The sequence below is a fragment of the Terriglobia bacterium genome (genome assembly GCA_036496425.1).
In the GTDB taxonomy this organism is placed as follows: Bacteria; Acidobacteriota; Terriglobia; order 20CM-2-55-15; family 20CM-2-55-15; genus 20CM-2-55-15.
Map to the genome: position 1 here is coordinate 23,382 of DASXLG010000353.1, position 24,566 is coordinate 47,947.

19 protein-coding genes and 2 pseudogenes are annotated in these 24,566 nt (G+C 56.9%); 8 read left to right on the forward strand and 13 right to left on the reverse strand.

Features of this window, described 5'->3' with window-relative positions:
- Nucleotides 1-155 precede the first annotated feature (155 nt).
- Entirely contained in the window at nucleotides 156-1,664 is a 1,509-nt protein-coding gene (locus tag VGK48_26020) for a DegQ family serine endoprotease (GenBank protein HEY2384649.1), read from the forward strand.
- An 81-nt stretch (nucleotides 1,665-1,745) separates the two neighbouring features.
- On the opposite strand, the gene VGK48_26025 is transcribed toward VGK48_26020, so the two are convergent.
- The 10 genes from VGK48_26025 to VGK48_26070 form a co-directional block, all read right to left on the reverse strand.
- The gene (locus VGK48_26025) at nucleotides 1,746-2,396 is read right to left on the reverse strand and encodes a response regulator transcription factor (GenBank protein ID HEY2384650.1); all 651 of its coding nucleotides are present in this window, start codon (nucleotides 2,394-2,396) and stop codon (nucleotides 1,746-1,748) included.
- A 44-nt stretch (nucleotides 2,397-2,440) separates the two neighbouring features.
- Complete coding sequence (locus tag VGK48_26030) at nucleotides 2,441-3,484, reverse strand: HAMP domain-containing sensor histidine kinase (GenBank protein ID HEY2384651.1); 1,044 nt, start codon at nucleotides 3,482-3,484, stop codon at nucleotides 2,441-2,443.
- A gap of 7 nt (nucleotides 3,485-3,491) precedes the next feature.
- On the reverse strand, nucleotides 3,492-4,148 hold the full coding sequence (locus VGK48_26035) for an ATPase domain-containing protein (GenBank protein HEY2384652.1): 657 nt from the start codon (nucleotides 4,146-4,148) through the stop codon (nucleotides 3,492-3,494).
- 5 nt (nucleotides 4,149-4,153) lie between these two features.
- Nucleotides 4,154-4,876 carry a PHP domain-containing protein gene (locus tag VGK48_26040; GenBank protein HEY2384653.1) on the reverse strand — a complete coding sequence of 241 codons (723 nt, stop codon included), beginning with the start codon at nucleotides 4,874-4,876 and terminating at the stop codon, nucleotides 4,154-4,156.
- A gap of 10 nt (nucleotides 4,877-4,886) precedes the next feature.
- Nucleotides 4,887-5,066, reverse strand: a complete 180-nt coding sequence (locus VGK48_26045; protein ID HEY2384654.1) for a hypothetical protein — start codon at nucleotides 5,064-5,066, stop codon at nucleotides 4,887-4,889.
- 20 nt (nucleotides 5,067-5,086) lie between these two features.
- Complete coding sequence (gene asnB, locus VGK48_26050) at nucleotides 5,087-7,027, reverse strand: asparagine synthase (glutamine-hydrolyzing) (GenBank protein ID HEY2384655.1); 1,941 nt, start codon at nucleotides 7,025-7,027, stop codon at nucleotides 5,087-5,089.
- Complete coding sequence (locus tag VGK48_26055) at nucleotides 6,987-9,392, reverse strand: alginate lyase family protein (GenBank protein HEY2384656.1); 2,406 nt, start codon at nucleotides 9,390-9,392, stop codon at nucleotides 6,987-6,989. Before VGK48_26055 ends, asnB (VGK48_26050) begins: the two co-directional genes overlap by 41 nt.
- A gap of 6 nt (nucleotides 9,393-9,398) precedes the next feature.
- Entirely contained in the window at nucleotides 9,399-10,289 is an 891-nt protein-coding gene (locus VGK48_26060; GenBank protein HEY2384657.1) for a glycosyltransferase, read from the reverse strand.
- Complete coding sequence (gene asnB, locus VGK48_26065; GenBank protein ID HEY2384658.1) at nucleotides 10,255-12,216, reverse strand: asparagine synthase (glutamine-hydrolyzing); 1,962 nt, start codon at nucleotides 12,214-12,216, stop codon at nucleotides 10,255-10,257. The genes VGK48_26060 and asnB (VGK48_26065) overlap by 35 nt, the downstream gene beginning before the upstream one ends.
- 161 nt (nucleotides 12,217-12,377) lie before the next feature.
- Entirely contained in the window at nucleotides 12,378-12,551 is a 174-nt protein-coding gene (locus VGK48_26070; protein ID HEY2384659.1) for a DUF1737 domain-containing protein, read from the reverse strand.
- A gap of 248 nt (nucleotides 12,552-12,799) precedes the next feature.
- Between VGK48_26070 and VGK48_26075 the strand changes: the two genes are divergently transcribed.
- Nucleotides 12,800-14,677: an ATP-binding protein gene (locus VGK48_26075; GenBank protein ID HEY2384660.1), complete on the forward strand. Its 1,878-nt coding sequence runs from the start codon at nucleotides 12,800-12,802 to the stop codon at nucleotides 14,675-14,677.
- Nucleotides 14,678-15,235: 558 nt separating this feature from the next.
- Here the strand turns inward: VGK48_26075 and VGK48_26080 are convergent.
- Nucleotides 15,236-15,391: pseudogene (locus VGK48_26080) on the reverse strand (nucleotide disphospho-sugar-binding domain-containing protein).
- A gap of 16 nt (nucleotides 15,392-15,407) precedes the next feature.
- Here VGK48_26080 and VGK48_26085 point away from each other — a divergent pair.
- From VGK48_26085 to VGK48_26100, 4 genes and pseudogenes are all read left to right on the forward strand, one after another.
- Nucleotides 15,408-15,746, forward strand: coding sequence for a hypothetical protein (locus VGK48_26085; protein HEY2384661.1), 339 nt, complete (start codon nucleotides 15,408-15,410; stop codon nucleotides 15,744-15,746).
- Nucleotides 15,747-15,934: 188 nt separating this feature from the next.
- Entirely contained in the window at nucleotides 15,935-16,759 is an 825-nt protein-coding gene (locus VGK48_26090) for a TIGR03435 family protein (GenBank protein ID HEY2384662.1), read from the forward strand.
- A 274-nt stretch (nucleotides 16,760-17,033) separates the two neighbouring features.
- Nucleotides 17,034-17,177 (forward strand): annotated as a pseudogene (locus tag VGK48_26095) (type II toxin-antitoxin system RelE/ParE family toxin).
- Nucleotides 17,178-17,256: 79 nt separating this feature from the next.
- Nucleotides 17,257-17,469: a HigA family addiction module antitoxin gene (locus tag VGK48_26100; GenBank protein HEY2384663.1), complete on the forward strand. Its 213-nt coding sequence runs from the start codon at nucleotides 17,257-17,259 to the stop codon at nucleotides 17,467-17,469.
- Nucleotides 17,470-17,628: 159 nt separating this feature from the next.
- Here the strand turns inward: VGK48_26100 and VGK48_26105 are convergent, their stop codons facing one another.
- Both VGK48_26105 and VGK48_26110 read right to left on the reverse strand, forming a co-directional pair.
- Complete coding sequence (locus VGK48_26105; protein HEY2384664.1) at nucleotides 17,629-18,705, reverse strand: hypothetical protein; 1,077 nt, start codon at nucleotides 18,703-18,705, stop codon at nucleotides 17,629-17,631.
- Between the two features lie 222 nt (nucleotides 18,706-18,927).
- Nucleotides 18,928-19,497: a methyltransferase domain-containing protein gene (locus VGK48_26110; GenBank protein HEY2384665.1), complete on the reverse strand. Its 570-nt coding sequence runs from the start codon at nucleotides 19,495-19,497 to the stop codon at nucleotides 18,928-18,930.
- 365 nt (nucleotides 19,498-19,862) lie between these two features.
- Here VGK48_26110 and VGK48_26115 point away from each other — a divergent pair, with 365 nt between their 5' ends.
- Nucleotides 19,863-23,177 (forward strand): SBBP repeat-containing protein, encoded by a 3,315-nt coding sequence (locus tag VGK48_26115; protein HEY2384666.1) that lies wholly within the window; start codon nucleotides 19,863-19,865, stop codon nucleotides 23,175-23,177.
- 316 nt (nucleotides 23,178-23,493) lie between these two features.
- The coding region (locus VGK48_26120; GenBank protein HEY2384667.1) for an acyltransferase at nucleotides 23,494-24,566 on the forward strand (1,073 nt) is incomplete at its 3' end.

Genomic DNA, 24,566 nt, shown 5'->3' on the forward strand with positions numbered 1-24,566 from the left:
TCGCTCGGACACCCCTCCTTGAAAACGGAGGGGAATTCGCCTGAGCCACACCTGCGCTTCCTTCTCCGGCCCCGCCTACACGCGTAGAACCACCGTTCCCCTTTGGCGTAGGAACTGCACTACCACCTGTAAAGAGCTTTCACTCGGGGGGAATCATGCATAACCGCATACAGACACCAACCTGGATCGCTGCATCGGCGCTGGGTTTGGCGCTATTGGTGGGCGGACTTACAGGCAAGGTGGTCCACAGCAGCAGCGAGGAGCCCATTTATACTGTCGGGCCTGAGACCCGCGCACAGGTCGTGTTCGATCAGGGATTTTCGCCCGTGGTGAAGGCCACGGCTCCAGCCGTCGTAAATATTTCGTCTTCACGAGTCGTAAAAACAGGGGAGGGCGGCGGCCCGCAAGGGACGATGGATGAGCAGTTTCTCCGCAAATTCTTCGGCGATGACTTCCTGCGGCAGTTCAAGGTGCCTCGTGAAAGACGGGAACGCAGTCTCGGATCAGGGGTGATCATCAATTCCAACGGCTATATCATCACAAACAGTCACGTCGTCGACGGCTCAACGGACGTGAAGGTTTCCTTGTCGGACAATCGAGAGATGCCGGGACAGATTGTGGGTACCGATCCTGGAACTGACGTAGCCGTCGTCAAAATCAAAGCCGATCATTTATCCGTTCTACCGTTTGCCGATTCCAGCAAGGTTCAGGTCGGCGACATCGCACTCGCGCTCGGAAATCCGTTCGGACTCGGCCGCACCGTGACGATGGGCATCGTCAGCGCATTAGGAAGGGGCGGACTCGGAATCGAGGACTATGAAGACTTCATTCAAACCGACGCCTCCATCAATCCCGGCAACTCCGGGGGCCCGCTGGTGAACATTCGCGGCGAGCTGGTCGGTCTGAATACGGCGATTCTGAGTCCGAGCGGCGGCAATCTCGGCATCGGATTCGCTGTGCCGAGCAACATGGTCCGCAGCGTGGTGGATCAAATCATCACGACGGGCAAAGTGACTCGCGGATATCTCGGCGTCAGCGTACAGGACGTTACGCCGGAAATCGCGCAGGCCATGAAACTGGGAGAAACGCGCGGCGCGCTGGTCGGCGACATCGATCCTAAAGGACCGGCTGCAGGTGCGGGTCTGCAGCAGGGTGACGTCATCGTTGAGGCGAACGGTAAGGCGATCGAAGATCAGCGTGAGTTGCGCCTGATGGTCAGCGCAATGGCGCCGGGATCACAAATCACGATGCGCGTCCGTCACGAGGATCAAACCCGTAACGTCACTCTCACTCTTGGTGAAATGCCGGTGAAACAAACGGCTTCGGCTGAGCAGGAACAAAAACCAAGGCAGAAGCCAACCGCGCCCGATTCCGGCCAACCGCGCATGGGCGTCGCTATCAGCGATCTGACGCCGGATATCATCCAACACCTGCAACTGCCGGCTAAAACAACCGGCGTGGTGATCGCAGATGTTCAGGAGGGAAGCCCCGCGGCAGAGGCCGGCTTGGAGATGGGCGACGTGATTCAGCAAATGGACCGCAAAGCCGTCAACAACGTCGAGGAATTCCGTACGGGACTCTCCGCACACACTTCGGACCAACCAGTGCTGCTGCTCGTGAATCGCGAAGGACATACGCTGTTCGTCGCGGTTGAACCGAGATAGAGTCATGTTTAGCCGCAGATGACGCGGATGACGCAGATGGGGGTCATCCGCGTCATCCGCGTCATCTGCGGCTAAACAGCTTTAAACAGCGATCAATTTTTTTTGAATGGCGTATTTGATGAGTTCGGACCTGTCGTGCACATCGATTTTCTTCATCAGATTGTGCTTGTGCACTTCGACCGTCTTCACGCTGAGATCGAGGCGGACCGCAATTTCCTTAACCGTCAACCCTTCCGCCAGAAGCTTCAGGACCTCCCGCTCACGCATCGTCAGGCGATCGTAGCTGGTCTGGGGGCGGTTGGTATTTTTGACATAGCCATCGACAACCTTCTTCAGGACATTCGGGCTGAGATACCTCTCACCTTTCTGAACCGTTTCAATGGCGTAAAGGAGTTGCGATGCGGGCGCATCCTTCATGATGTACCCTGCGGCGCCGGCCTCGAGGCAGCGCGCGACGAGTTCTTCCTCATCATGCATCGTGAGCATCAGGACCTTCACGCCGGCATTGAATTCATGAACACGACGCGTTGCATCGAAGCCGTTCATGTCGGGCATCGACACGTCCATCAGAATGACATCGGGTTTATGCTGCTGCACCATTTCGACGGCCTGGCGTCCGTCCCGGGCTTCCCCCACGATTTCGAGGGATGACTCGTTACGGAGCATGGCTTTGACACCTTCGACAAAGAGGGTGTGGTCGTCGCAGATGACGATACGGATCTTGCTATTCACGCTGTATTAACACGCTCATATAGGATACGCAAATTCGAGCGAAATTACATGGCCAGCTCGATCCAGAACCGGCTTCCCTGCCCTGGCCGGGACTCGACCCCGACCCGGCCGCCCATCAATTCAACGGCTTTGCGGACGGAAGGGAGTCCGAGCCCGATCCCCGGAAACTCCTGCTCCGAATAAATACGGACAAACGGCATGAAAATCCTCTGCTGATCGGCCTGGGAAATACCGACCCCGTTATCGTTGATCTCGATCCGGCAAAGGTCGTGTTTCACGCACGCGGAAACCGTAATTTCGGGCTCCACTCCTTCAGGCACGAACTTGATCGCATTGGACAGGAGATTCGTCAATGCGATCTTCAGCAAAGTCGGGTCGGCTTGAACGGTGCGCGCCCTCCCCTTGACTTTGATATGCGCGTGCCGGTTGTTGATCTCGGCTTGCAGATTTCTCAGGCATGTTTCGATATACACCTTCAGATCGATCGGTTCATAGCGGACTTCTCCTCGTCCCAGCCGGGAAAAGTTCAGGAGGGAGTCGATCAGCTCCCTCATCTCCTGGGCCGCCCACCGGATCCGATCCAGATCCTGCCTGCCGTCTTCGGAAAACCGCTCTTTTTCTCCTGTGGAGAGCGCTTCGGCGAACATCGTGACGGCGCGCAGCGAAGCCCGCAGATCGTGCGACATCGCCTGAATAAAGGCCTCGAGATCCTCGTTTCTCAGCTTCAGGTCGAGAGAAATGCGGCGGGCCCGCAGCAGAATCTCGACGCGCGACTGGAGTTCGACCTTCGCGACCGGCACCATGATCGATTCGTCGACCAGCTGCCACAGATACGGGATCCGGGACCAGACGTCCGGACGATGGGTAACGAGCAGAACCGGCAGAATGCCCGGCTGCTCGGCGTCGCGCCTTCCTTCGAGTTCCTGCCGGAAGCGGGTTAAATTGGGATCGTCGATGACGCAAAGATCGAACGCCTCTTCCAGCGGCTGGCCGGCTTCATGTTCTCCGATGGAATGGTACGCGCCCAGAAACTCGCTCAGCAGTCGCCGGTTTTCTTTGTTGTCGAGGATTAAGATGATGCGCGCCATGGGGCAGCTACGCCGCGCTCAACGGTATTTGAAGTCCCTCGCTGGTGAGGCGCATTGGATGGTGGCCGGGATGGAAATCCGAGCCGCGAAGCTTGGTTATCCGGACAGACCGGCCTTCAACGCCGTTTTCAAGATGAATCACACCGTCGGCGTCGCGCGCGCACTCGCGTTCATCGGCCGCCACGATCAGCGTCGCATTTCGCCTGGTGGCGAAGCGGAAAAACGATTGGGCCAGGCGGCGGCGTTGAAAGGCATCGCCCGCGAGGTTCAAAAAATATCCAAAGCTATCCACAAAGATACGCTGTGGATTTTTTTCCTCGATGGTTTGCGAGATTTGCCGGCTGATCGGCTCCCGCTCGACTTCGCTTGGAGAAAAAATGTCGTAATTCTGCAGATCGCTGAAGGTTTCCGCCGGCGGACTGAAATCCAGAATCGCTACTTTGCCGGTATCCAGACCGATCGATGCAGCGTCCGCATGGATCAATTCCTTCGCCTGCCCGAAGGTAATCAGCAGAGCGGAGCCTGGCTCCCCGGTGAGAAAATGCAGGCCAAGCGTTGTCTTACCCGTTCCCGGATCGCCGTAAACAAGGTAGGCCCTCCCTGCCATCAAGCCACCGCGCAGGAGGTAATCCAAGCCGCTTACACCCGTGGAAACCCTCATCATTCGATTCATCCCGCCCAGGGCCGGCAAAGCGGCTGCTTCACGGCGATGGACAACTCCTGCACGAACGTGAGATTTCCGGTCGCCGGAATCACCGTGCTGCTGCCGTGCAGGGTAAAACGGCTCGCGCGCATTGCCTGAAGGATTGCATGTTCTTCGAGGCGGTCGGTTTCCACTTCCATGTATATGGGCTTGCGCATCTGCGCAATCTGGTGCAGGTCGACGCCACAGAATGCGGCAGTTTTGGGATTCAGCGAACGGATCCGCCGCAGCAGTTGAAATGAGTCGGCTCGCGGCGCGACGGTGCCGTCATACCGGCCGTTCCAGACTTCGATCCCATCGAGTTTTGTTTTGATGGAATTAATCAGATTGATGCTTCCGACCGGCGGATGGGCGAGAACCGCGACCCCTCCGGCATCGTGTATGCCGTCCACCAGCCCCTCCATCGACGAGAACCGGACTCGTTTCCGGATGCCATATCCAAGAATGTGGATCGTCCCCCCTTTAAGGGCGAACTCCAGGCCCGGAATAACAAGGAAAGCATTGGCGGAAAGCGTCTCACACAGGCGAACGTATTCCTCCATCCGGCTGTCATCGAACACTTCGGCGTGATCGCTGACCGCCGCAAAATGCATGCCGGCGATCCGGAAGGCGTCCACCAGCCGATCGAGTGATTCATCACCATCCGAGAATCGGCTGTGGACGTGAAGTAGTCCTCTAGTAAGCGCCATTAACAAAGTTTTACCGTGCGATCTTGAACATCTCTTTGACTTCGACCGGAACGTTGTCGGTCTCTCTCAGGTCTTTCGGTTTGTTACTGACCGTTTTCAAACCAACAAACGCGAGGTACAGAATTGCCACAGTCGCGATCGCAGACGTAAAGATGACCCAAGCCGTACCGATTGCTTCGTAGATGCTCATTTCGCCTCCGTATTAGGTTTTTAGCTGACGTAATGCCCTTGCAACTTAAGCACCACGTCCGGCTTACCGGAGGCGCGAAGAGACTGCGATTGTTCGATAAAGTACTTATGCCAATGCTCGAAAACAATCAGCGACCAGATCTCCTGAAACCCCGAAAGTCTGCCCTCTTCCTGTCGAACCACAATTTGCTCAATAGCTTGGCGATCAAAATAATCTCTGCATGCGGAATCGCGCGCCATCAGCGTATCCCGCACAAACTCGCGCATATCCGTCCGGAACCACGCCGCAGCAGGCATCGGAAAGCCTTTTTTCGTGCGATGGAGGATCGAAGGTGGCACCACGTTACCCATCGCCTGCCGCAGAATCCATTTTCCCTGGTTGCCCTGTACCTTTGCATTGTCAGGCGATGCCGCGAGATATTCGACGAGCTTGTGGTCCAGGAACGGAACGCGCAGCTCGACGGCCGTCGCCATCGTCATCTTGTCCGCTTTCAGGAGGAGATCTTCCGGAAGCCACACTTTCGTATCGACGTAGAGCATGCGATTCAAGGCAGAAGCGCCACGCACATGGCCGAAATAGCCGCCGAAGATCTCATCCAGGTGCGCGTCGCATTTGCGCACACGGTCTTCGCCGGTCAGAGCCAGCCTGGCTTCCAGCGACAATCCTTTCACCATTCCGCGGTAATGCGATTCGAGCGGCGTGCCGGCGCGCCGGAGATACGCGCGTACACGATCTCCGACAGGAAGTGAAGCCAGCGCAGGAAACGCCGCAGCCAGAGGGCCGGCGCTTCTTCGCAGCTTTTCGAGCTTGAGGATCTTGCGGTAGAAGGTATAGCCCGCCATGGTTTCGTCGGCGCCTTCGCCGGACAGAACGACGGTGATGTAATTCCGCGCAAGCTTCGAAATGAAGTACAGCGGGATGCACGTGGGGTCGGCCATCGGCTCGTCGAGATGCGACACCATCATCGGAATCGCATTACGGAAGTCGCGCGACGTCATTCTGAACTCATGGTGCTCCGCTCCGAAATGCGCGGCGGCCTGCCTGGCGAACGTGAATTCGTTCGCTTCCTCGATCTCCGAATCCGGGTTTCCCCCGGCTTCGTAACCCACGCTGAACGTTTTCACGCGCTCGCCTTTGTTGATCTTCGTCATCAGCGCCAGCATCGCGGTGGAATCAAGGCCGCCGCTTAGAAAAACGCCGAGCGGAACTTCGGAAATCAACCGCAGCCGCACCGACTCTTCAAGCAAATGCTGAAACTCCTCGACGTCGATTGCGCGGCGCGATTCATAATCCAGGTCCCAGTATTTTCCTGTCCGGACTCCGCTCTCATCGGCCGTCAACCAGTGGCCGGGCTGCAGTTTAAAGATGTTTTTGAACATCGTTCGAGGTCCCGGCACATAGCGCAGCGATAGATAAAGATCGATGGCCTGCCGGTCCACCTCGCGCGGAACTTCCGGATGTTGCAGTAACGATTTGATTTCCGATGCAAAAGCGACGAAGCCCTTGCCGCAATAATAATAAACCGGCTTGATCCCGAGGCGGTCCCTGACGAGCAGGAGCCGCTTCCGGCGGCGGTCCCACAACGCAAAAGCGAACATGCCGCGGAAGTCGCGCATGCAGGTATCGCCGTATTCTTCGTAGGCGTGAACGATCGTTTCGGTATCGGAGCGGGTTTTGAAACGGTGTCCCCGTGAAATAAGATCTTCGGTCAAATCCGCGTAGTTGTAGATTTCGCCGTTGAACACGACGGCGACCGATTCGTCCTCATTGAAGATCGGCTGCTTCCCGCCGCTGAGGTCGATAATGCTCAAGCGCCTGTGCCCGAGGCCGGCGTTGTCGCCGATGAAATAACCGTCGTCATCCGGCCCGCGATGGGCCTGAGCCGAAGTCATCCGTTCGATGAGCGCCGGATCGACCGGCTCAGTGACGTTGAAATTGACGATCCCGCAGATCCCGCACATAGACTTTCCCTTCGTTTTCCCCACCGCGTTCAATGACGATGCCGTTGTCCCAGAAGTAGGCCTGCACGTAGGGGATGGGTTCTTTGCTCTCGAAAACCGTTTCACCGCCGTACTTGAAGGAGGAGGCGTTGACTGCCAGCAGCCGGCAGAGATTTCCGTTTTGCATCCGCATCCAGAAAAACTCTCCGCGCATCGTGCAATCCAGCATGTTCAGATCGCCATCTATGGCAATAGTCGCGGCAACATCATCAAATTCACCGTCGCGAATGGCAGCAGCCATCGCGTGGTTGGAATTCGCCTGAAACCGGCGCGACTCCACCGAACGTTTTCCCGGCACCAAAAACGACATCATTGAAACCGGCGCTTCCTCACGTACAGATGCGCGCAGAACAGGGCTCGGTACCCGTTCTCCATAGCGCTGCGATGACCAGCCTTGAATCGGCTCATATTGTCCGCATTCCACCGAGGCACGAAGCGGCGCCGATGCATAGAGCATCAATTGCAGGCCGGCGTCGCCAATGTTGGCGCGGCAATCGATCTCGCCGCGGTTCTCCTCGCCGAAGATGGTCAGCCGCGCGTCCGAAGCAAAATGGTAGAGAAACTCGTAGTCGTGTTTGCCTCGTCCGAGCAGGTCATCGAGCACAATCCAGTAATCCGGACGGATGTAAATGAGCCGCCGCCGGTGAACGACGGCGGCAGGCTTATGGGCATATCCATCATGCACGGCATCGATGTACTCGATCTCCGGAAGCGAGAACTTCCGGCACACGCGCGTTTCCGTCTTCCTCTTCCAGGCGAAAGTCCCGCCCACCTCCGCCTGGCCCGCGCCATCGACCACAACGGTGTTGTGCGCCCGGGTTGAGCGAAAATATTCCCGCCATTCCGGCGCGCAGTTGTATATACCTGTCCCGGGATCGATCAGGAAGTCGCGGCCGCCGGTAAAGAGAGTCAGAGACAACGCGTCGGCGTGTCCGTGCCCTCCGCTCGGTGAACCCAGGCCGCCGCAGTCGAAGGTAACGACGGTGTCTTTCGCATCCCAGCCGGAACGCTGCACAAAGTATCGGGCATCGCCATATTCGCTGGAATTATCCGAAGGGGGCTCCGAACTCAGCGAGTTGAAGACTGTCCAGGCCTCCTCGCCGAGCAGCCATAGCGTGTCCTGGTGGAATCCCGCCGCCTGGGTTTTAAAGTCGGACCTGCCGGCTAAAACGGCGCCGGTGCAAAGGCCATCGCGAAATGAACGATAGTCGCCGGCTCCAAGCATCAGAAGGCGCCCGCCATCGTCGTCGCCCAGCAGCGGAATACTCCCGTCCGGCCGCGTGATGCGCATGACGAAGTCCAGCATCTGTCCCAGCTTCGTCCACATCCAGTCCGGAAAGGCCAGCCCATTGCACTTCGCAAGCGCCAGCGTATGGAGATAAAAATCCGTGGCGTAACAGTGATAGTAGGACGACAGCTCGCAGTAAACGCCGTCGGCCGGAACCTGGTCCTGCATTTCGCGGATCAGGGTATTGCAGCCGAATTGGCGCCACTTCTCCGCTCGCGGCAGCTCCCGGAAAAGAACGCCGGCGATAAAAAGGGCCGCGGCTTCGCCGATCAGGTGCGTGTTCGGGCTGCTGTAAACGGAAGGATAGCGATAGATCTGGTCGAACTGGGCAAACAGGGACCTCATGATACGCCGCAGCCTGGATTCGTCGAGTGCCTTCGACGGCAGCAGCAGAATGATCGTCCACAACCACGATGTGCATCGAATCCCGATTTCGAGGCTCGATTGCCAGTTAATGCCGGTCCATTTCGGGTTCTGTTCGATCCAGCTTTCCATTTGCGCGACGGCCTCCTGCGCATAGGACTCATTGGCCGTCAGACAGAACGCTCTTGCAAGCCGCGGTAGATGTTGATGCCGGTTCAGCTCATGAATCACTTTTGCGTCCGCAGGCGGCGCACTGAGAAGGTCGTAATCGACCCAGAACCTGGGCGGCCAGCGGTAGCCCGACACCGGATCGCGATGCCAATCGATCGAGTTTCCCAGTTCCAGTTCGGTGTGAGCCAGCAGGCCGATCCGGTGACTGCACAGAACATCCGCATCTTGTACGGCGCGGTCGAACCATTCCGGGAATCGCTGCGCGATGAACTGGCTTAAGGATTCCGTATTGTGTGTCGAAGGATAAAAGCGCGGCGCGACGGCGCGCTGCAAATAGCCTTTCAGGGAAGCCTTCTCCCGCGCGATCAGCGCATCGAGTTCGCGATCGTCATCCAGGCCGGCGCCGGAGCCAAGCCGCAGCCGGTCGGCGTGATGCCTGAAACGTTCCCGCGTCCGATGAGCGATTTCCCGGGCCGACATTTGACGAAGACGTTTTAAATTCATGAATTCCTATGCGGCCACCCGCTCCAATGAAGTCGTCACGGCCTGGACCAGTTCATTTACATTCCCGGTCTCAAACACCATTGTGCCCGCCGGCCGTGCGGCGGCGCTGCTTGCAACAACCGGCACGCCCAGGGCCAACGCTTCGCGCACCGAAATCGAATCACCGTCTCTGAACGTCGGACGCACAAAAACCGACGAGCGCGCCATCAGCGAGAGGCACAATTCGTGGTCCAGATCGCCTGCCAGAATGACGCTGCCGCCGAGCCGCATTTCCGCGATTAAAGCTTCCGCCTCGGAACGGTTCTCACCTGTCCCCATGACCAGACACCCGATATCCGGATATCGGTTCCTCAGCCGGGCGACTGCCCGCATCAGGACCTCAAATCCGTACTCCGGCCGGAAGAACATGGCCGTGCTGAGCAACGGAGAATGCCTTTTCATCCAGCTCTCGATATCCCCGGATGCGGCCACCTCCGGCGCTTCGATGGGAAGGAAAGCGGGCGTGATCTGCATTTTGTCCCGGCTGATGCCCAGTTCGGAGACGGCATCCGCCATTTCCCCGCTCACGCAGACAATGCGGTCATAGAACAACGCGGCAAAGCGGGCGAGATGGCGCTTCCAGCCCGGATTCAGCCGCAGATATTCCGGGACTCCCCCCGAGTGCAGAGTCAATGTGGCTCCGGGACCCGCCTGGGCGGCAAGTCCGCAAGCCAGCGCGACGAGCCAGCTTTTAGGGTTCTCACCATTGGTGTGCACGCTCAAAACCCAGTCGTCGCTGACGTGCCGGAAGAGTTCACGGCAAAAACCAGGTGCGCCGGAGATCTTGATGTAGGCATCGCTCTCCGGAGCGCGGGGATCGACGTTAAGCACACTCGACTGCTGTCCCGTCCGCTTCATTAGAGCGTGCGCGCTCCACACGTGCACGGAGATTCCCCCGTGCGGTGGCGGATACGGACCGACAAAAAGCACTTTCATCTATGAATCTCCGGCACCACAACTCGAACGTGATCATCGTCCAGAGCTGCAGGTCCAGCGGGCGGCCTCGATCGTTCAATTCGATCAGGCGCTCGATATAGGATTTCTGGAACAGCCCGCGTCCGAGACTTTTACGGGAGAGCAAAAGGTCCCGGACGTAGAGGCTGAGCTGGCCACGAAACCACCGTCCCAAAGGGATGGCGAATCCGCGCTTCGGCCGGTAAAGAATTTCGTTCGGAAGAATGCCTTCCATGGCTTTCTTAAAGATGTATTTGGTTGTCTTGCCCTGAAGCTTCAATTCCGGCGGAATGGTCGCGGCAAACTCCACGAACTTGTGGTCGAGCAAAGGCACGCGCGTCTCGATCGAATGAGCCATGCTCATGCGATCGACCTTGGTCAGGATATCGTTCGGCAGGTAATTCTTGATGTCGATGTACTGCAACGTGGACAACCAGGGCATTTTGCTGTTCTGCAGAAAGGCGCGCCACGGGCTGCGCGGGTCCTCTTTCTGAATGTGCAGCCAGGCGTCGGGCTCAAACAGCGACATCTTCTCGATTTCCCGGAACAGCGTGTTGTTGTCGAAGAACCGCTCAGCGCCGCTGAAGCCGAGATGTCTCAGGAAATTCCGCCCCTTCATGCCTTCCTGCATCGAGCGTCCGATGAATCCCGCCACCTGGCGTAGCGGGTTCGGGATCTGGTCGAGCTTCCGCTCGGCGCGCTCCTTCACGTACTTGTCGTAACCGGCGAACAATTCGTCGCCGCCGTCGCCGGAAAGGACCACCGTGACGTGCTCGGCCGCGAGCTTCGAAACCATGTATGTGGGAATCGCTGAAGAGTCGCCAAAGGGTTCGTCGAGAAACCATGGAAGGTCCTCGATAATGCCCAACACATTCGGATCGACGACCAACTCGTGGTGATCCGTTCCGAACTGGCGCGCCACCTGCCGCGCATAATCCAGCTCGTTGTAGTCCTGGTCCGGAAAGCCGATTGAAAAAGTCTTCACCGGTCCCGAACTGATACGCGCCATGGTGGCGACGACCGCGCTCGAATCGATACCGCCGCTGAGAAAAGCGCCGAGCGGCACGTCCGCGATCAGCCGCATCCGGACCGATTCTTCCAGCAGGTCGCGCAGGCGTTCGACGAAATACTGCTCGCTTTTCGTGTAATCCGGATCGAATTGCACGTCCCAGTACTCGCGGACACGAATGCCGTGACGGGCGGAGGCTGTCAGGATGTGCCCGGGTTTAAGCTTATGAACGCCGTCGATGATGCTCTCAGACGAGGGCGTCGTCATCCCGTTGAAAAGGCTGTTGACGGAACCCCAATTGAGCTTGCGCTCGACTTCGGGCAGTTGAAGCACGACCTTCAGCTCGGAACCGAATGCGAGGCGGCCGTCGACGATGGCATAGAAAAGAGGCTTGATGCCGAGCCGGTCGCGCGCCAGCAGCAGCGTCTTCTGACGCTCATCCCACACCGCAAAGGCGAACATGCCGCGCATCTTTTCGACGCACGCTTCGCCGTATTGCTCGTAAAGGTGGACGATGACCTCGGTATCCGTGTCCGTATAGAAACGGTGGCCCTGGCCCTCAAGCTGCGCGCGAAGCGTCTTGAAGTTGTAGATTTCGCCGTTGAAGACGACCCATACGGTCCGATCTTCGTTATGTACGGGCTGATGTCCGCCGTCGATATCGATGATGCTCAACCGCCGCATCCCGATCACGGCCTCGTCCGCCGCGTAATAGCCGGCATCGTTCGGCCCGCGGTGTACCATTGCATCGCACATCGCTTCGACTTCTTCCGGGGCCACCGGTTTTCCGGCCAGACTCAACACACCCGCAATTCCACACATATCGGTCCCTCAGTACTGCGTTCTTCGCAAGCGGGATGCCAATGTAAAAGCCGGAAATTATGGGGATTATGAGGGTTGCGCGCTCCACTAGTGGAATGCCCTTACATTCAGAGCGAGGCAACCGGCCGCCATGGCGGCCGTCCAGGAGAGAAGTCGGGATTTCAGCGAACGCCGGCAACTTTCTTCGGCATTTTCGTCAACGCCTGGCAGAGCGTGCCGGAAGGCGTCACGAATGGATTTCCATAGAGAGCCCATCCATCGCGCAGTAAACCATTCACCTGATCATTCAGTTCCGCAGCCTTTTCCGCAGCACACAATTTGTATTCGATGGACATATTTATCTCCGTATTAATGAATTGTAGCCGCAGATTGCGCAGATGACACAGATGGTTCAACGGGAGCACTCCACATACCCCCGCCTGGAACGCGGTGTTGACGGGAAGATTGACGTGCCGTTATTCTCTTTAAGCCTCAGGATTAGGCTCACGGCCGACACAATTTACTCCGAATCAATATAGGCTCCGGCGAACGGGAGGTCTTTCTGCCCTACTGGCGAGCAGTTTTCGAAGAGTTCCTGGATGCCATCCTCGTTGCGAACAACAATGCCGAGTACATCGATGCGAACAGGGCTGCGTGTGAACTCCTGGGTTACAGCCGTGAGGAACTGCTGAAGCTGCGGGTTCCCGATATCGTTACATTCGCGGATCAATCGGAGTTCGACCGGCAGTGGCGGGATTTTCTGACTTCGAACTCGTTCGAAGGAGAACCCACACTGCGCCGGAAAGATGGAACTCTTCGTGTGGTGGACTATCGGGCTGTGGCGCACATTCAGCCCGGCACTCACGTATCCGTGATCCGTGATGTTACGGACCGCCGGCACATGGGGGAGCAGATCCGCCAGAGCGAAAAGCGTCTGCAGCTCGCGATGCAGGCAGGCAGGCTCGGTTCATGGGACTGGGATTCCGGACGAAATACACTGGAGGCGTCCGCTGAATGCAAGGCGATCTTCGGTCTCGCACCCGGCCAGGATTTTTCCTTTGAGATCGCTTTGAACCTGATTCATCCGGAGGACCGCGAGCGCGTGACCCACCTGCTGCAGGACACGATCGGGAACGACAGTGCCTATGAAGCCGAATTCCGTGTTGTCTGGCCGGACGAAAGCGTTCACTGGGTGCGTTCGCACGGCCGCGCCATCTACAGCACGGATGAAAATACCGTACGGGTTGTCGGAGTCAGTCTCGATATCACGGAGCGCAAACAGCGCGATGAAGAACGCGATCGCCTTCTGGTCCGTGAACGGGAGGCGCGGCGGGAGGCGGAGTCGGCGAATCGCGCGAAGGATCAATTCCTGGCGATGGTGTCGCACGAGTTGCGGACGCCGCTGAGCACGATTCTCGGCTGGACTCAGATCATCAAGGCGAAAAGGGTTGATGCGGAGACTGCTGCAAGAGCGATTCCAGTCATCGAACGGAACGCGCAGCTTCAGACTCGGATGATCGAAGACCTGCTGGATTTTTCACGCATCGTAGCGGGCAGTCTGCGGCTAAGGGTAGAACACGTGAGCCTGAGCGAACTGATTCAGAACGTCGTCGATTCCGTCGGGCCGCCCGCGGAAGCGAAGGGCGTGACGATCGAGGCCGATGTGCAACCGCCCGCCCTTCGTGTCGAAGGCGACTCGATGCGGCTGCAGCAGGTTCTCCACAATCTGGTTTTCAATGCGCTCAAGTTCACACCACAAGGCGGACGGATTTCCATTTCGGCTGGAACCGACGGGAACACCGCAACCATCCGGGTCACGGATACCGGCTCCGGAATTGCAGCCGAGTTTCTCCCGCACATCTTCGAAAGCTTCCGGCAGGCCGAGACTAGGCCGGCGCGCAGGCAAGGCGGTCTCGGCTTGGGACTGGCGATTGTGAAACACCTTGTCGAGCTGCATGGCGGTCACATTGAAGCATCGAGTGCGGGATTGAATCGCGGATCGACGTTCAACGTGAACATCCCCGTTTCGAATCGAGTGCGGCAGGCCTTCCAGGAGGGGCTGAGCGATGCAATGGAAGGAGACCAGTCGAAAGACGCTTTGAAGGGCCTCAGGATTCTTGTCGTCGAAGATGAAGCCGTCATCCTCAGGATGCTCAAGGCCTTCCTGGAACGGCAGGGCGCGGAGGTCCGCCCGTCTGCCAATGCCGGCGAAGCGATCAAGGAACTCGAGGAGTGGATACCGGACGTGCTTCTATCCGACATCGGAATGCCCGATGAAGACGGCCTCGAACTCATCTCGCGCGTGCGCGTCATGGACTCGGAATCCGTGCGTAATGTCCTGGCGATCGCGCTCACAGGACGGACAAGGGAAGACGACCGCCTCAAGGCCCTGGCCGCCGGCTATCAGATGTTCGTGCCGAAGTCCGTCAAGCCGGCGGATCTGGTCGAGACCATTGCCACGCTGGTAAAAAACCGCGGCTAGCAACCGTTATTTCCGTGCGTCCTCGAGCACGGCCATGTACTTCCGGATATAACCTAACAAACCTCACTTACACGAAATCCCGGACGCCGCCGACACCAAGCGGTAAGCCATGGAGTTTTTTCTTCTCTGCTTTACCTCCCGCGGTAAGCCAGATACTTTTTTCTTCTCTGCCTTACTTCCCGCGGTAAGCCAGAGACTTTTTTCTTCTCTGCCTTACCTCCCGTGGTAAGCCAGATACTTTTTTCTTCTCTGCCTTACCTCCCGCGGTAAGCCAGATACTTTTTTCTTCTCTGCCTTACTTCCCGCGGTAAGCCAGATACTTTTTTCTTCTCTGCCTTACCTCCCGCGGTAAGCCAAAGACCTTTTTTTTCTCTCCTTTACCGGGGGCCAGCTGTCCGGTCCCGACCGCCGAGAACGAATTATTCGCCTTACTGTTCAATGAGATACGGACCCTGCGCGGACTCATCATCCGATGCAAAAGGGGATGGCGGGTGCCACTTCGAGGGTTGAAGGGCCGTGTTACGAGCGAATCGCTTGTGGCGGTTGCGGGGGGGGGCGAGCGACGCCGACACCGAGTTGATCGATGCGAACGGTGAAGTAGTGTTGGTCGTAGCGGTGCGGCACGACGACCTGGGGAACTCCGGCTAGCGCGGCCGTGGTCGTCGTGCCCGCACCGCCATGGTGGACAACCCCGGCAGCGCGAGGGAATAGTGCCTAAGGCATCCAGGGAATGAACGAAGTGGGCGACGATGCCGTTTGCCTGCTTTCTCCAGTCGATCTTCCGTTTTTCCTCCTGCTCATGAATGACGAGCGTGCGGTCCGCCGTCGCAACGGGTTGTGCTTTCGGTTCCCGCTACTTGCGATCAGAAGAATTGAAAACGAATCTCAGTGCCTGGTAAACCGCGTTGCCGTAGAAGTGCTTTCCGCCCTGACAAGCGCCGAAAGGGATAGCCCGACGAAAACGCCTAAGGGTTTAGGCATCTTTGCCGCTGTATGGCTAAACGCTGGGCGACAAGGCAGGATCTATTTCTCTGCAACCGAGCTTGGGATGGCGCCGGATCAACGGTGATAAGGGGATATATCGACAGCTAATTCCAATTACTAAACGCTGCGGCATTCGGGCAGCTATTTCTTTCTGGGCACTGCGTCGCGAAGTAGCACTCCTACGACAACGCGGTTATACGGCCACTTAATCTTTTAAGGAACATTTCTGCTCAAACGGTGTCATATGGGAGAACTGGCCGACGGAGCATGAGGATGAAGGCACTGTCATTTTGGGCTCTGGTATTCGCCGTTTTGTACGCGGCACCTTTGAAGTCACAGTCCCCCGAGTTTGAGGCGGCAACCATTAAGCCGGCAAGACTCGTAAATATTGGCGTTAAAAGCGCCTGCCATGGTATCGACTCTAAATTTGCTCCAAGGGACCTAGCCGCAACAGTGCCCCTGGGGCGATGCGTCATTTCGTCCGGCCGTCTCAGCCACATGATTGGAGTCGCATACAACGTAACGATGGACGTCCTTCAAGGAGGTCCGGATTGGGTCAAAGACGGACAAGACCGGTTCGACCTTGAGGCAAAGGCCGAGAACCCGGAGACTGCCAGAGAAGCCGACCTGCTGTCGATGCTTCAAAACCTTCTTGTGGACCGATTCAAACTGAAATTCCACTGGGAGACGCGAGAAATTGATGGATTTCAATTGGTGGTCACGCCGGTTGGCCCGAAATTTAACGAAGCGAAACCCGATGAGGAGGAGAAGCTTTCGGATGGCTTTCTCGCCCTCGCCTATGAAAACAGCCTGATCTTTAACGGGGGAAAGGACAACAACGTTGCCCAGTTGCCCGTGACATCATCTTTCCAAAAAGTTTCGATGACCCGATTCGCACAGCTCCTTCTACCTGCTGCGGGCCGTCACGTTGAGGATCGAACAAACCTGAAAGGCTTTTACGATTTCACGATTGTTGCGCAACCCGGAGATGCCATCTCAGGTCCGCTTGAGAAACAGCTAGGCCTCAAACTCGAACGACGAAAGGTCGCCATTAAATTTTTTATCGTCGATTCCGCCGAAAAACCTGCTGCCGATTAAGGAAGAATCGTTTAATCGACAACGAGACCAGCCACTTCGGCGATAGCGATTTCTCGGGAGCTACCATAGGTCTGGCGACTAGACCCTCATTTAACACACGTGATTTACCGAGAATTAACGGTCCACGAAGTCGGCATCCCATACAAGTGCCGAAACGACGAAATTTCGGATCCCGAAAGTTGCCGAGCGTTTACCCATTCCTGGCGATAACAGCCCTTCCCACAAGCAATCGGCAGATAGGTCCTCATTAACGCCGCAGTGTTTAGGAACTCACATGGATATTCCCGGCTTCCGGTTACATCCGCTCAAGGGCGGATTGAAAGGTTTGTGGGCGGTAACAGTTCGCGCAAACTGGCGAGTGACGTTCCGGTTTGCCGATCCCGACGCATTCGATGTTGATTACGCGGACTATCATTAAGAAGGAGATTGAACAATGCCGATGAAAACTCCACCACCCGGGAGGCTTTGTTCTGCGTCAGTGCATTGAGCCTTTGGGCTTGAGCATTACGGACGCGACTGCGCTCGGCGTAACCCGCACGACATTGTCGGAACTGGTAAACGGAAAACGGGGCGTTTCCACGGAAATGGCCGTGAGATTGTCGAAAGTCTTCGGCGGCAGCGCCCAAAGCTGGCTTGTCCAACAGGCCCAGTATAATCTCGCCCACGTTCGCACTGATCGCATGAAGTTGAAACGGCTTGAAGTGGTCTAGGAACGGGAAAAAGCACTGCGACCTGGCACGATCTGACAACCCGTATCGGCCGACCCCGTTGCTCCCGTCGTTTCCAAAACGGCAACGACGGCGGTCTCCGAATTACGGAATCTCTTCGCTTATCCTTCATACATCTGACTCGGCCAGATTGAACCTCGCTTACCAAGGGCCAATATAAGTGCCCGATTTGGGGTCCCAGCGTAAGCTCACGCAATCTAAACAGGTCTCGGTGGTGCTGTGAACTTCGATCAGGGCCGGCGTCCAACCCGGCGCGAGTGGAGCCACGTCTCGGGCCAGCATAGTTTCAGTATAGGGAAAATCGTACACCATGACCGGGGTCGGTGCGTGACTGCGCAGAAGGCGTAGCAGTTCGGTGGTCGGCTTGGCCCGCCCTTCGAATTGAGCGTCCTTTCGTATCCAAAGATATCCGACATTAAATGACAGAAAAGCGGCGACAAACGTCTGCTGCAGGCGTACGCTGCGAAGGTTATAAATCAAGAACGCTGTACCGGCATCCAGCACCATCGATATCAGGTAAACGTGCCGGCTCGGCAAGGCGCCTTGATAGGTGAGAAAAAGGTAAGGTGCCATCGCGGCCCCCAGCCATGGGAGGTACGGCAGTGCGCGCCGCCAGTCGGGCCAGCGGCCGGTATCAATCCTGAAGGCCACAAGAAGGGAATAGAACCATGGCCATAATAAGCGGTTGAGCGTTTTGACGAAAACCAAAGCTGCGTGCGGGCCCGCGTCGTAAATACCACCCTGGATATAACTGTTCTTCGACCACGTCCAAAGAAATACCCCACCGAACACGGCCGTCGGAATGAGGAAGAGAAAATAGCGTTTCGGAAACAGTGGCTTACCGCGCTGCCATTGGATCAACGGCAGCAGAACCAGCAGGATCACGCCGGATTCTTTCGAAAACAGCCCGAATCCAAACATCAGTGCGCTGAGGATGTAGCGATCCTTCAGCCACAGCAGAATTGCACTCAGCAAACAAAAAGCAACCAACGGTTCTCCCATGGCCGCCAGCCACAGAATTGCCTCCTGCGGTGCCTGAACGACGGCGAACAGAACGGCCGCCAGATAAGCAATCCGGATGTTTCCCCATAGCCTGGAAATCAGGGTCCGGAGCAGCAGACAGTTGATGAAGTGAAGAAAAATCGAAAACACATAAAACACTTCAGGGCGGTATCCGGCAATGTCTTTTAAAGCTGCGAACACGAGGAAACTCGTCATGCGGAAGTTATTCGGCGGAATCGTAAACAGAAACCAGAAGTTCGTTTTCAGCCGTGCTGCCCAGTCCAGATACGCGTAATCGTCCGCGATAAAGCCGTTATTCAATACCGGAAAGTAGACCGCGGCACAGATGCCTGCCAACAGCAGAATCTGCAGGAGATTTGAAATGGATTTCGTTCCGCTGGATTGTTCATTCGATATGGGAGCAGTGGTTTGGAACATTTAGTTTTTACGCAACATGACGACGACTTCCTTGCGATAAAAATGTGCATTCCAGGAAAGAATCCGGCGCCATGACAGATTCCAGTTATCGATTGTGTAGTCGAGAATGGCTCGCACGTCGTCTTGCGTCCAGACGTGACAGTGAATGCTGAATTTCCTGCCCATCAAGTCGTCGACGCTGGATTCAAAGTTCGACTGGCTTCGCGGTGTTTTATAGATGTGTTCGACCCAATCCGCATAATGACTCCGGAGATCATGGGTTTTCGGATCCGAATGTTCGCGGATCAAATGATCGAGTGTCGTCCGTTGGCGCGGAGCATCGAGCGTGAACCTCTTGTCGGGCACTCGCAACAACAATATTCCGCCCGGCACTAAGCATTCATACCAGCCTCGCAAAGCGGCCAGAGGAAAGTGCAGATGCTCCAGAATATGACTCGCGATAATGAAGTCGAGGGATGAGGCAAAAGGAAGTGCTTCGGCGTCGGCAATAACATCGGGCGGGATAATGGCGCGCTTCAGATCGGGATAGTCCCCTTCAAGACCCTCAACGGAAAGCCTATCGGCATACAAGACCCGAACACCGGCAGAAACCGGGAAACGCTTCCATAGTGCTCCGATTTCAAGTCCGTAACCGCAGAGATATCGACGCAGTATTCGATTCTCAAGCCAGCGGATTGGCGCGCCTCGTCCTACGCCGACATGCTAAACGGTTTAGCGGATGTATGTCGACAGCTGAGCCCCGGAGCGGCGACAGATTTGCGGTGTTCAAGATGCATCTTGCCTCCCGGTGGAGGTCTGTCAACATGAAGACTCGCCTGTTTGCCCTTACCCTCTGTGGAATTGTCCTTCTTTCATTAGGGTCCGAAACACGGCATGTGGCCGCGGCCACGGCAAGCCGATCGATAAGCGCTGCAAGGGATTACGGGAATCTGCCGATGAGCTTCGAACCGAATCGAGGACAGTTTGACCGCCGTTTCGAGTTCGGCGCGCGCCGGTTCGGCTACTCCCTCCTGGTGAACTCGACAACCGTCGAGTTGAAGTTCCGTACTCCGGGTAGCTCGGCACACACAACACTTGAAATGGTGTTGCATGGCGCAAATCCGGGAGCCGGAGTCCGCGGAACGGACGCTCTTCCCGGCGAGGCGAACTACTTTCAAGGCAGCAGCGAGAACTGGATCACGCACATCCCTACATATCAAGATGTTGAAGTTAAAGACGTCTATCCCGGCGTCGACGCCATTTATTACGGCAACGAAGGAAGATTTGAGTACGATTTCACGGTCGCACCGGGCGCTTCAGCCAAGCTGATCGACATCGGATTCGAGCGTGGAGCGAAGTTGAAGTTATCCGGGGAAGGCGATCTGCTGATTACTGTTGGGCGACAGGAAATCCGGCAATCTAAACCAACGACCTATCAGAATATCGATGGGCGCAGGACCCTCGTCGACAGCAAATATGTCCTTCATGGCGGCGGCCGAGCCGGATTTGAGGTTGCCGGCTATGATCACAGCAAGCCTCTTATCATCGACCCGCAACTGGTGTATTCGACTTTCGCCCCCGGAATGACCCGCGAATATGGCATCGCCGTGGACTCCGGCGGAAACGCGTACCTCGCCGGAACGACCGACGACGGCGGACCGAACGATCAGGCGACAAACGCCTTTGTCGCCAAGCTGAATGCGTCAGGAACGGCGTTTCTGTGGTTCAGTTCGTTTGGATCTTCCGGGTACAGTGACAGCGCCACGGCCATTGCAGTCGATGCCGCGGGAAATGCATATGCTACCGGCTGGACGGAGTATGGCTTCCGGCCTCCATACCCGCCATTCCCAACGACCTCGAATGCGATTCACCCTGCACCCACGGCGGGCTGGAACGCGTTTGTGACAAAGTTTGACACGAACGGCAATGTGACATATTCGACGTACCTTGGCGGCGATCGCGCGGACGGCATCGCCGTCGATCCGTCCGGCAACACGTACATCGCCGGCCAGGCCTCATCGGCGGCCTTTCCCACAACGAGACCCTTCCAGTCGACTCTGCGCGGGAGTGCGGATGCCTTTGTCACGGTTTTGAATGCTCAAGGCTCCGCATTTATCTACTCGACGTATCTGGGCGGCGGCGGAAGCGATGCCGCGACAGCAATTGCCGTGGACGGAAGCGGAAACGCTTATGTCGCCGGAACGACCACCTCAACGGACTTTCCGACGGCGGATCCGATTCAATCGGCGGCAAGGGGAGGGACCGACGCATTCATCGTCAAACTGAATCCCGCAGGTTCGGCATTGATGTACGGAACGTATCTCGGCGGCAGCGGAACCGACATCGCTACAGGTATCGCTCTCGACACCTCCGAGAATGCCTATATTTCCGGGAGGACCAATTCTCCCAATTTCCCGACGGCTTCGGCATTCCAGCCGGCACTGCATGGGGGCTTCGACGTTTTCGTGACCAAAGTGAATTCGGCGGGAACCGCGCTTGCGTACTCCACGTACCTGGGCGGAAGTAACGATGAAATAACTGCCGGCATATGGTGCGAAGAAAAGCCGACTTGCGCTGGTATCGCGGTTAACGGCAATGGTAACGCCTATGTCACCGACGTCACGGCATCCCCGGACTTTCCTCAAGTCAATTCCATGCAGCCTTTCAAAGGCACAACGGACGCATTCGTCAGCGAATTTTCCGTCGATGGTAAGAGCCTGGTGTACTCGACGCTTATCGGGGGAGCTAATGCCGGGAATACCAATGCACCACCGCGTGGATCAAACAATGCCTTCACTTCAGGCAGCGCCGTCGCATACATGAATGGAAATCTATACGTCACCGGACTGACCGATTCGTACGACTTTCCCGGGATTCCCAATGCGCAGGGCACCTGTTGCGTCAATCCGGTGTGGAATGGTACTGGCGGCTTCATCGCAAAGGTGGCCGATGATACGACGACTTCCGGTGGCGCTACTACCTTCACACGCGTCGAACAAAACAGCTCGGCTGTAACCTACACCGGCACCTGGTATTCGAACTCCGGCTCATTCAACAGCGGCAGCAGCGCCGTCCTGGCGGAAAGTCAGGGCTCGCGCGCGACATTCACCTTCACCGGCATCGACGCCCGATGGATCGGATATAAAGACGCCTGGTCCGGTATTGCCAACGTCTACGTTGACGGCGTTTTGAAAACGACTGTCGATGACTACTCCGCCAGCGATCAGGCTCAGGCGGTCCTGTACACCATCTCCGGACTGGCCGCCGGTACGCATACCCTCGCCGTCGAAGTGTCCGGAAACAAGAACCCATCCGCTCAGGCCGACTGGATCTGGGTCGATGCCTTCGACTACGCATCCAACGGAACTTCGAGCGGTGGTGGTGGCACCACAACAGGCGGAGGGGGCACGACGACCGGCGGAACCGGCACGTTCACCCGTGTCGAGCAAAACAAATCCGCCGTCACTTACACGGGCACCTGGTACACGAACAACGGTTCATTCAATAGCGGCGGCAGCGCGGTTCTGGCTGAAGACGCAGGCTCGCGCGCCACGTTCACCTTCACCGGCACCGATGCCCGGTGGATCGGATATAAGGATGCCTGGTCCGGTATCGCCAACGTCTATGTCGACGGCGTTTTAAAAACGACTGTCGACGCCTATTCCGCAAACTCCCAGGCGCAGGCTGTCCTGTATACGATTTCCGGCCTTGCCGCCGGCACTCATACCCTCGCCGTCGAGGCGTCCGGAAACCAGAACCCATCCGCTCAGGCCGGCTGGATCTGGGTCGATGCCTTCGACTACGCGTCCAACGGCTCCGGCTCCGGTTCCGGTTCCGGCAGTGGCGGAACCACGACTGGCGGTGGAACGACTTCGGGTGGCACGACCACGTTCAAGCGAGTTGAACAAAACAACTCCGCGGTGGTCTACACCGGCTCCTGGTACGGGAACGCCGGCTCATTCAACAGCGGCGGCAGCGCCGTTCTCGCGATCAATTCCGGCTCGCGGGCCACCTTCACCTTCACCGGGACAGCCGTCAAGTGGATCGGCTATCGGGATCAATGGTCCGGCATTGCCAATATCTACATCGACGGCGCGCTGAAATCTCAGGTGGACACCTACTCGGCATCCGAACAGGCTCAAGCGGTCAATTACGCGACGACCGGCCTCGCTTCCGGAACCCATACCATCACTATTGAGGTTACGGGCAATAAGGACGCATCCGCTCAGTCCGCCTGGGTCTGGGTCGATGCCTTCGACTATCTGCCATAGGGCGGGGCGGAACGGGAATAGCCACAAAAGGCACATAGCAGAACACAAAAGGCACAAAAACATCATGAATGACCTGCCTTATGTGTAACAAGGTCATAGCTTTTAGTTTTCCTGACAAAGTTTTTAGCCGCCGATGACGCGGATGACGCAGATGGGGCGCCCCAAAAGTTCGTTTTTGCGTCCCATCTGCGTCATCCGCGTCATCCGCGGCTAAAAAAGTTTGGTTGCGGCATAGCCGCGCTATGCCTTTTGTGGCTATTCCCGTTCCCGTTGGGCAAAGCCCAGCTGCTGGAAGACGACTTGCAGCGCTGGAGCCATGAAGCACGAGACGAATCGCATTCCGTCCCTGGACGGCTTGCGCTGTATCGCGGTGATGATGGTCCTCTTCAGCCATTTGCTGGGAACGCAGGGGTTTCTGAATCCAACACCGGGAACATTCCTTTATGAATTTGGAAATCTCGGGGTCAAGGTCTTCTTTGTCATCTCGGGTTTCCTCATTACGAACCTGCTGCTGAGCGAACTGGAAAAGACAAACAAGATTCACCTCGGAAAGTTCTACTTCCGCCGCACATTCAGGATATTTCCGGCGTGCTATTTCATGATTGTCGGATTGATCCTTTTCAACGCGATGGGCCTCGTCTCCTTGACCCCAAGAGACGTGATACATGCCGTGACATATACGTCGAATTACTATCCCGGACGATCCTGGGCTGTCGGCCACACCTGGTCCTTAGGCGTCGAAGAACAGTTTTACCTGCTCTGGCCGGCCGTCCTTGTTTTTCTCGGCAGGCGAAAAGGGTTTATGGCGGCAGCCTCCGTGATCTTCATATGTCCGATTATTCGCGTCTTCCTGTGGCACTACTACAAGCTGGAAGGAATCGGATTCCGGTTCGAAACGGTCGCAGACGCAATCGCGACCGGTTGCCTTCTGGCGGGCGCCGGCGGTTGGCTCAAAGCTCAAGCAGCTTATAGAAAAATACTCGAATCGAAATTCTTTGTGGCGGTTCCGGCGGCCGTTCTGTTCTTCCATATGTTCTTCGGCCACCCGACGATCTACTACCTGATCAGCCATACGATGATGAACATCGGTATCGCCTTGTGCCTGGACTGGTGCGTTACGTATCACACCGGAATAGTTGGACGGATACTCAACTCCAAACCGCTTGTCGGAATTGGAGTCATCAGCTACTCGCTTTATCTATGGCAGCAGATGTTCTTCAATCGTCATTCCCCTTCCGCAATGACCTCATTCCCTGCCAATGTCGCGCTTGTGGCGGCGGCGGCGCTGATGTCGTATTTTGTCATCGAAAAACCGAGCCTCCGGCTGCGACAACGATTCGAACGAAACATCTTCTCGGCATCCGCCAGAAGGGCCGGTGCGTCCGAAGG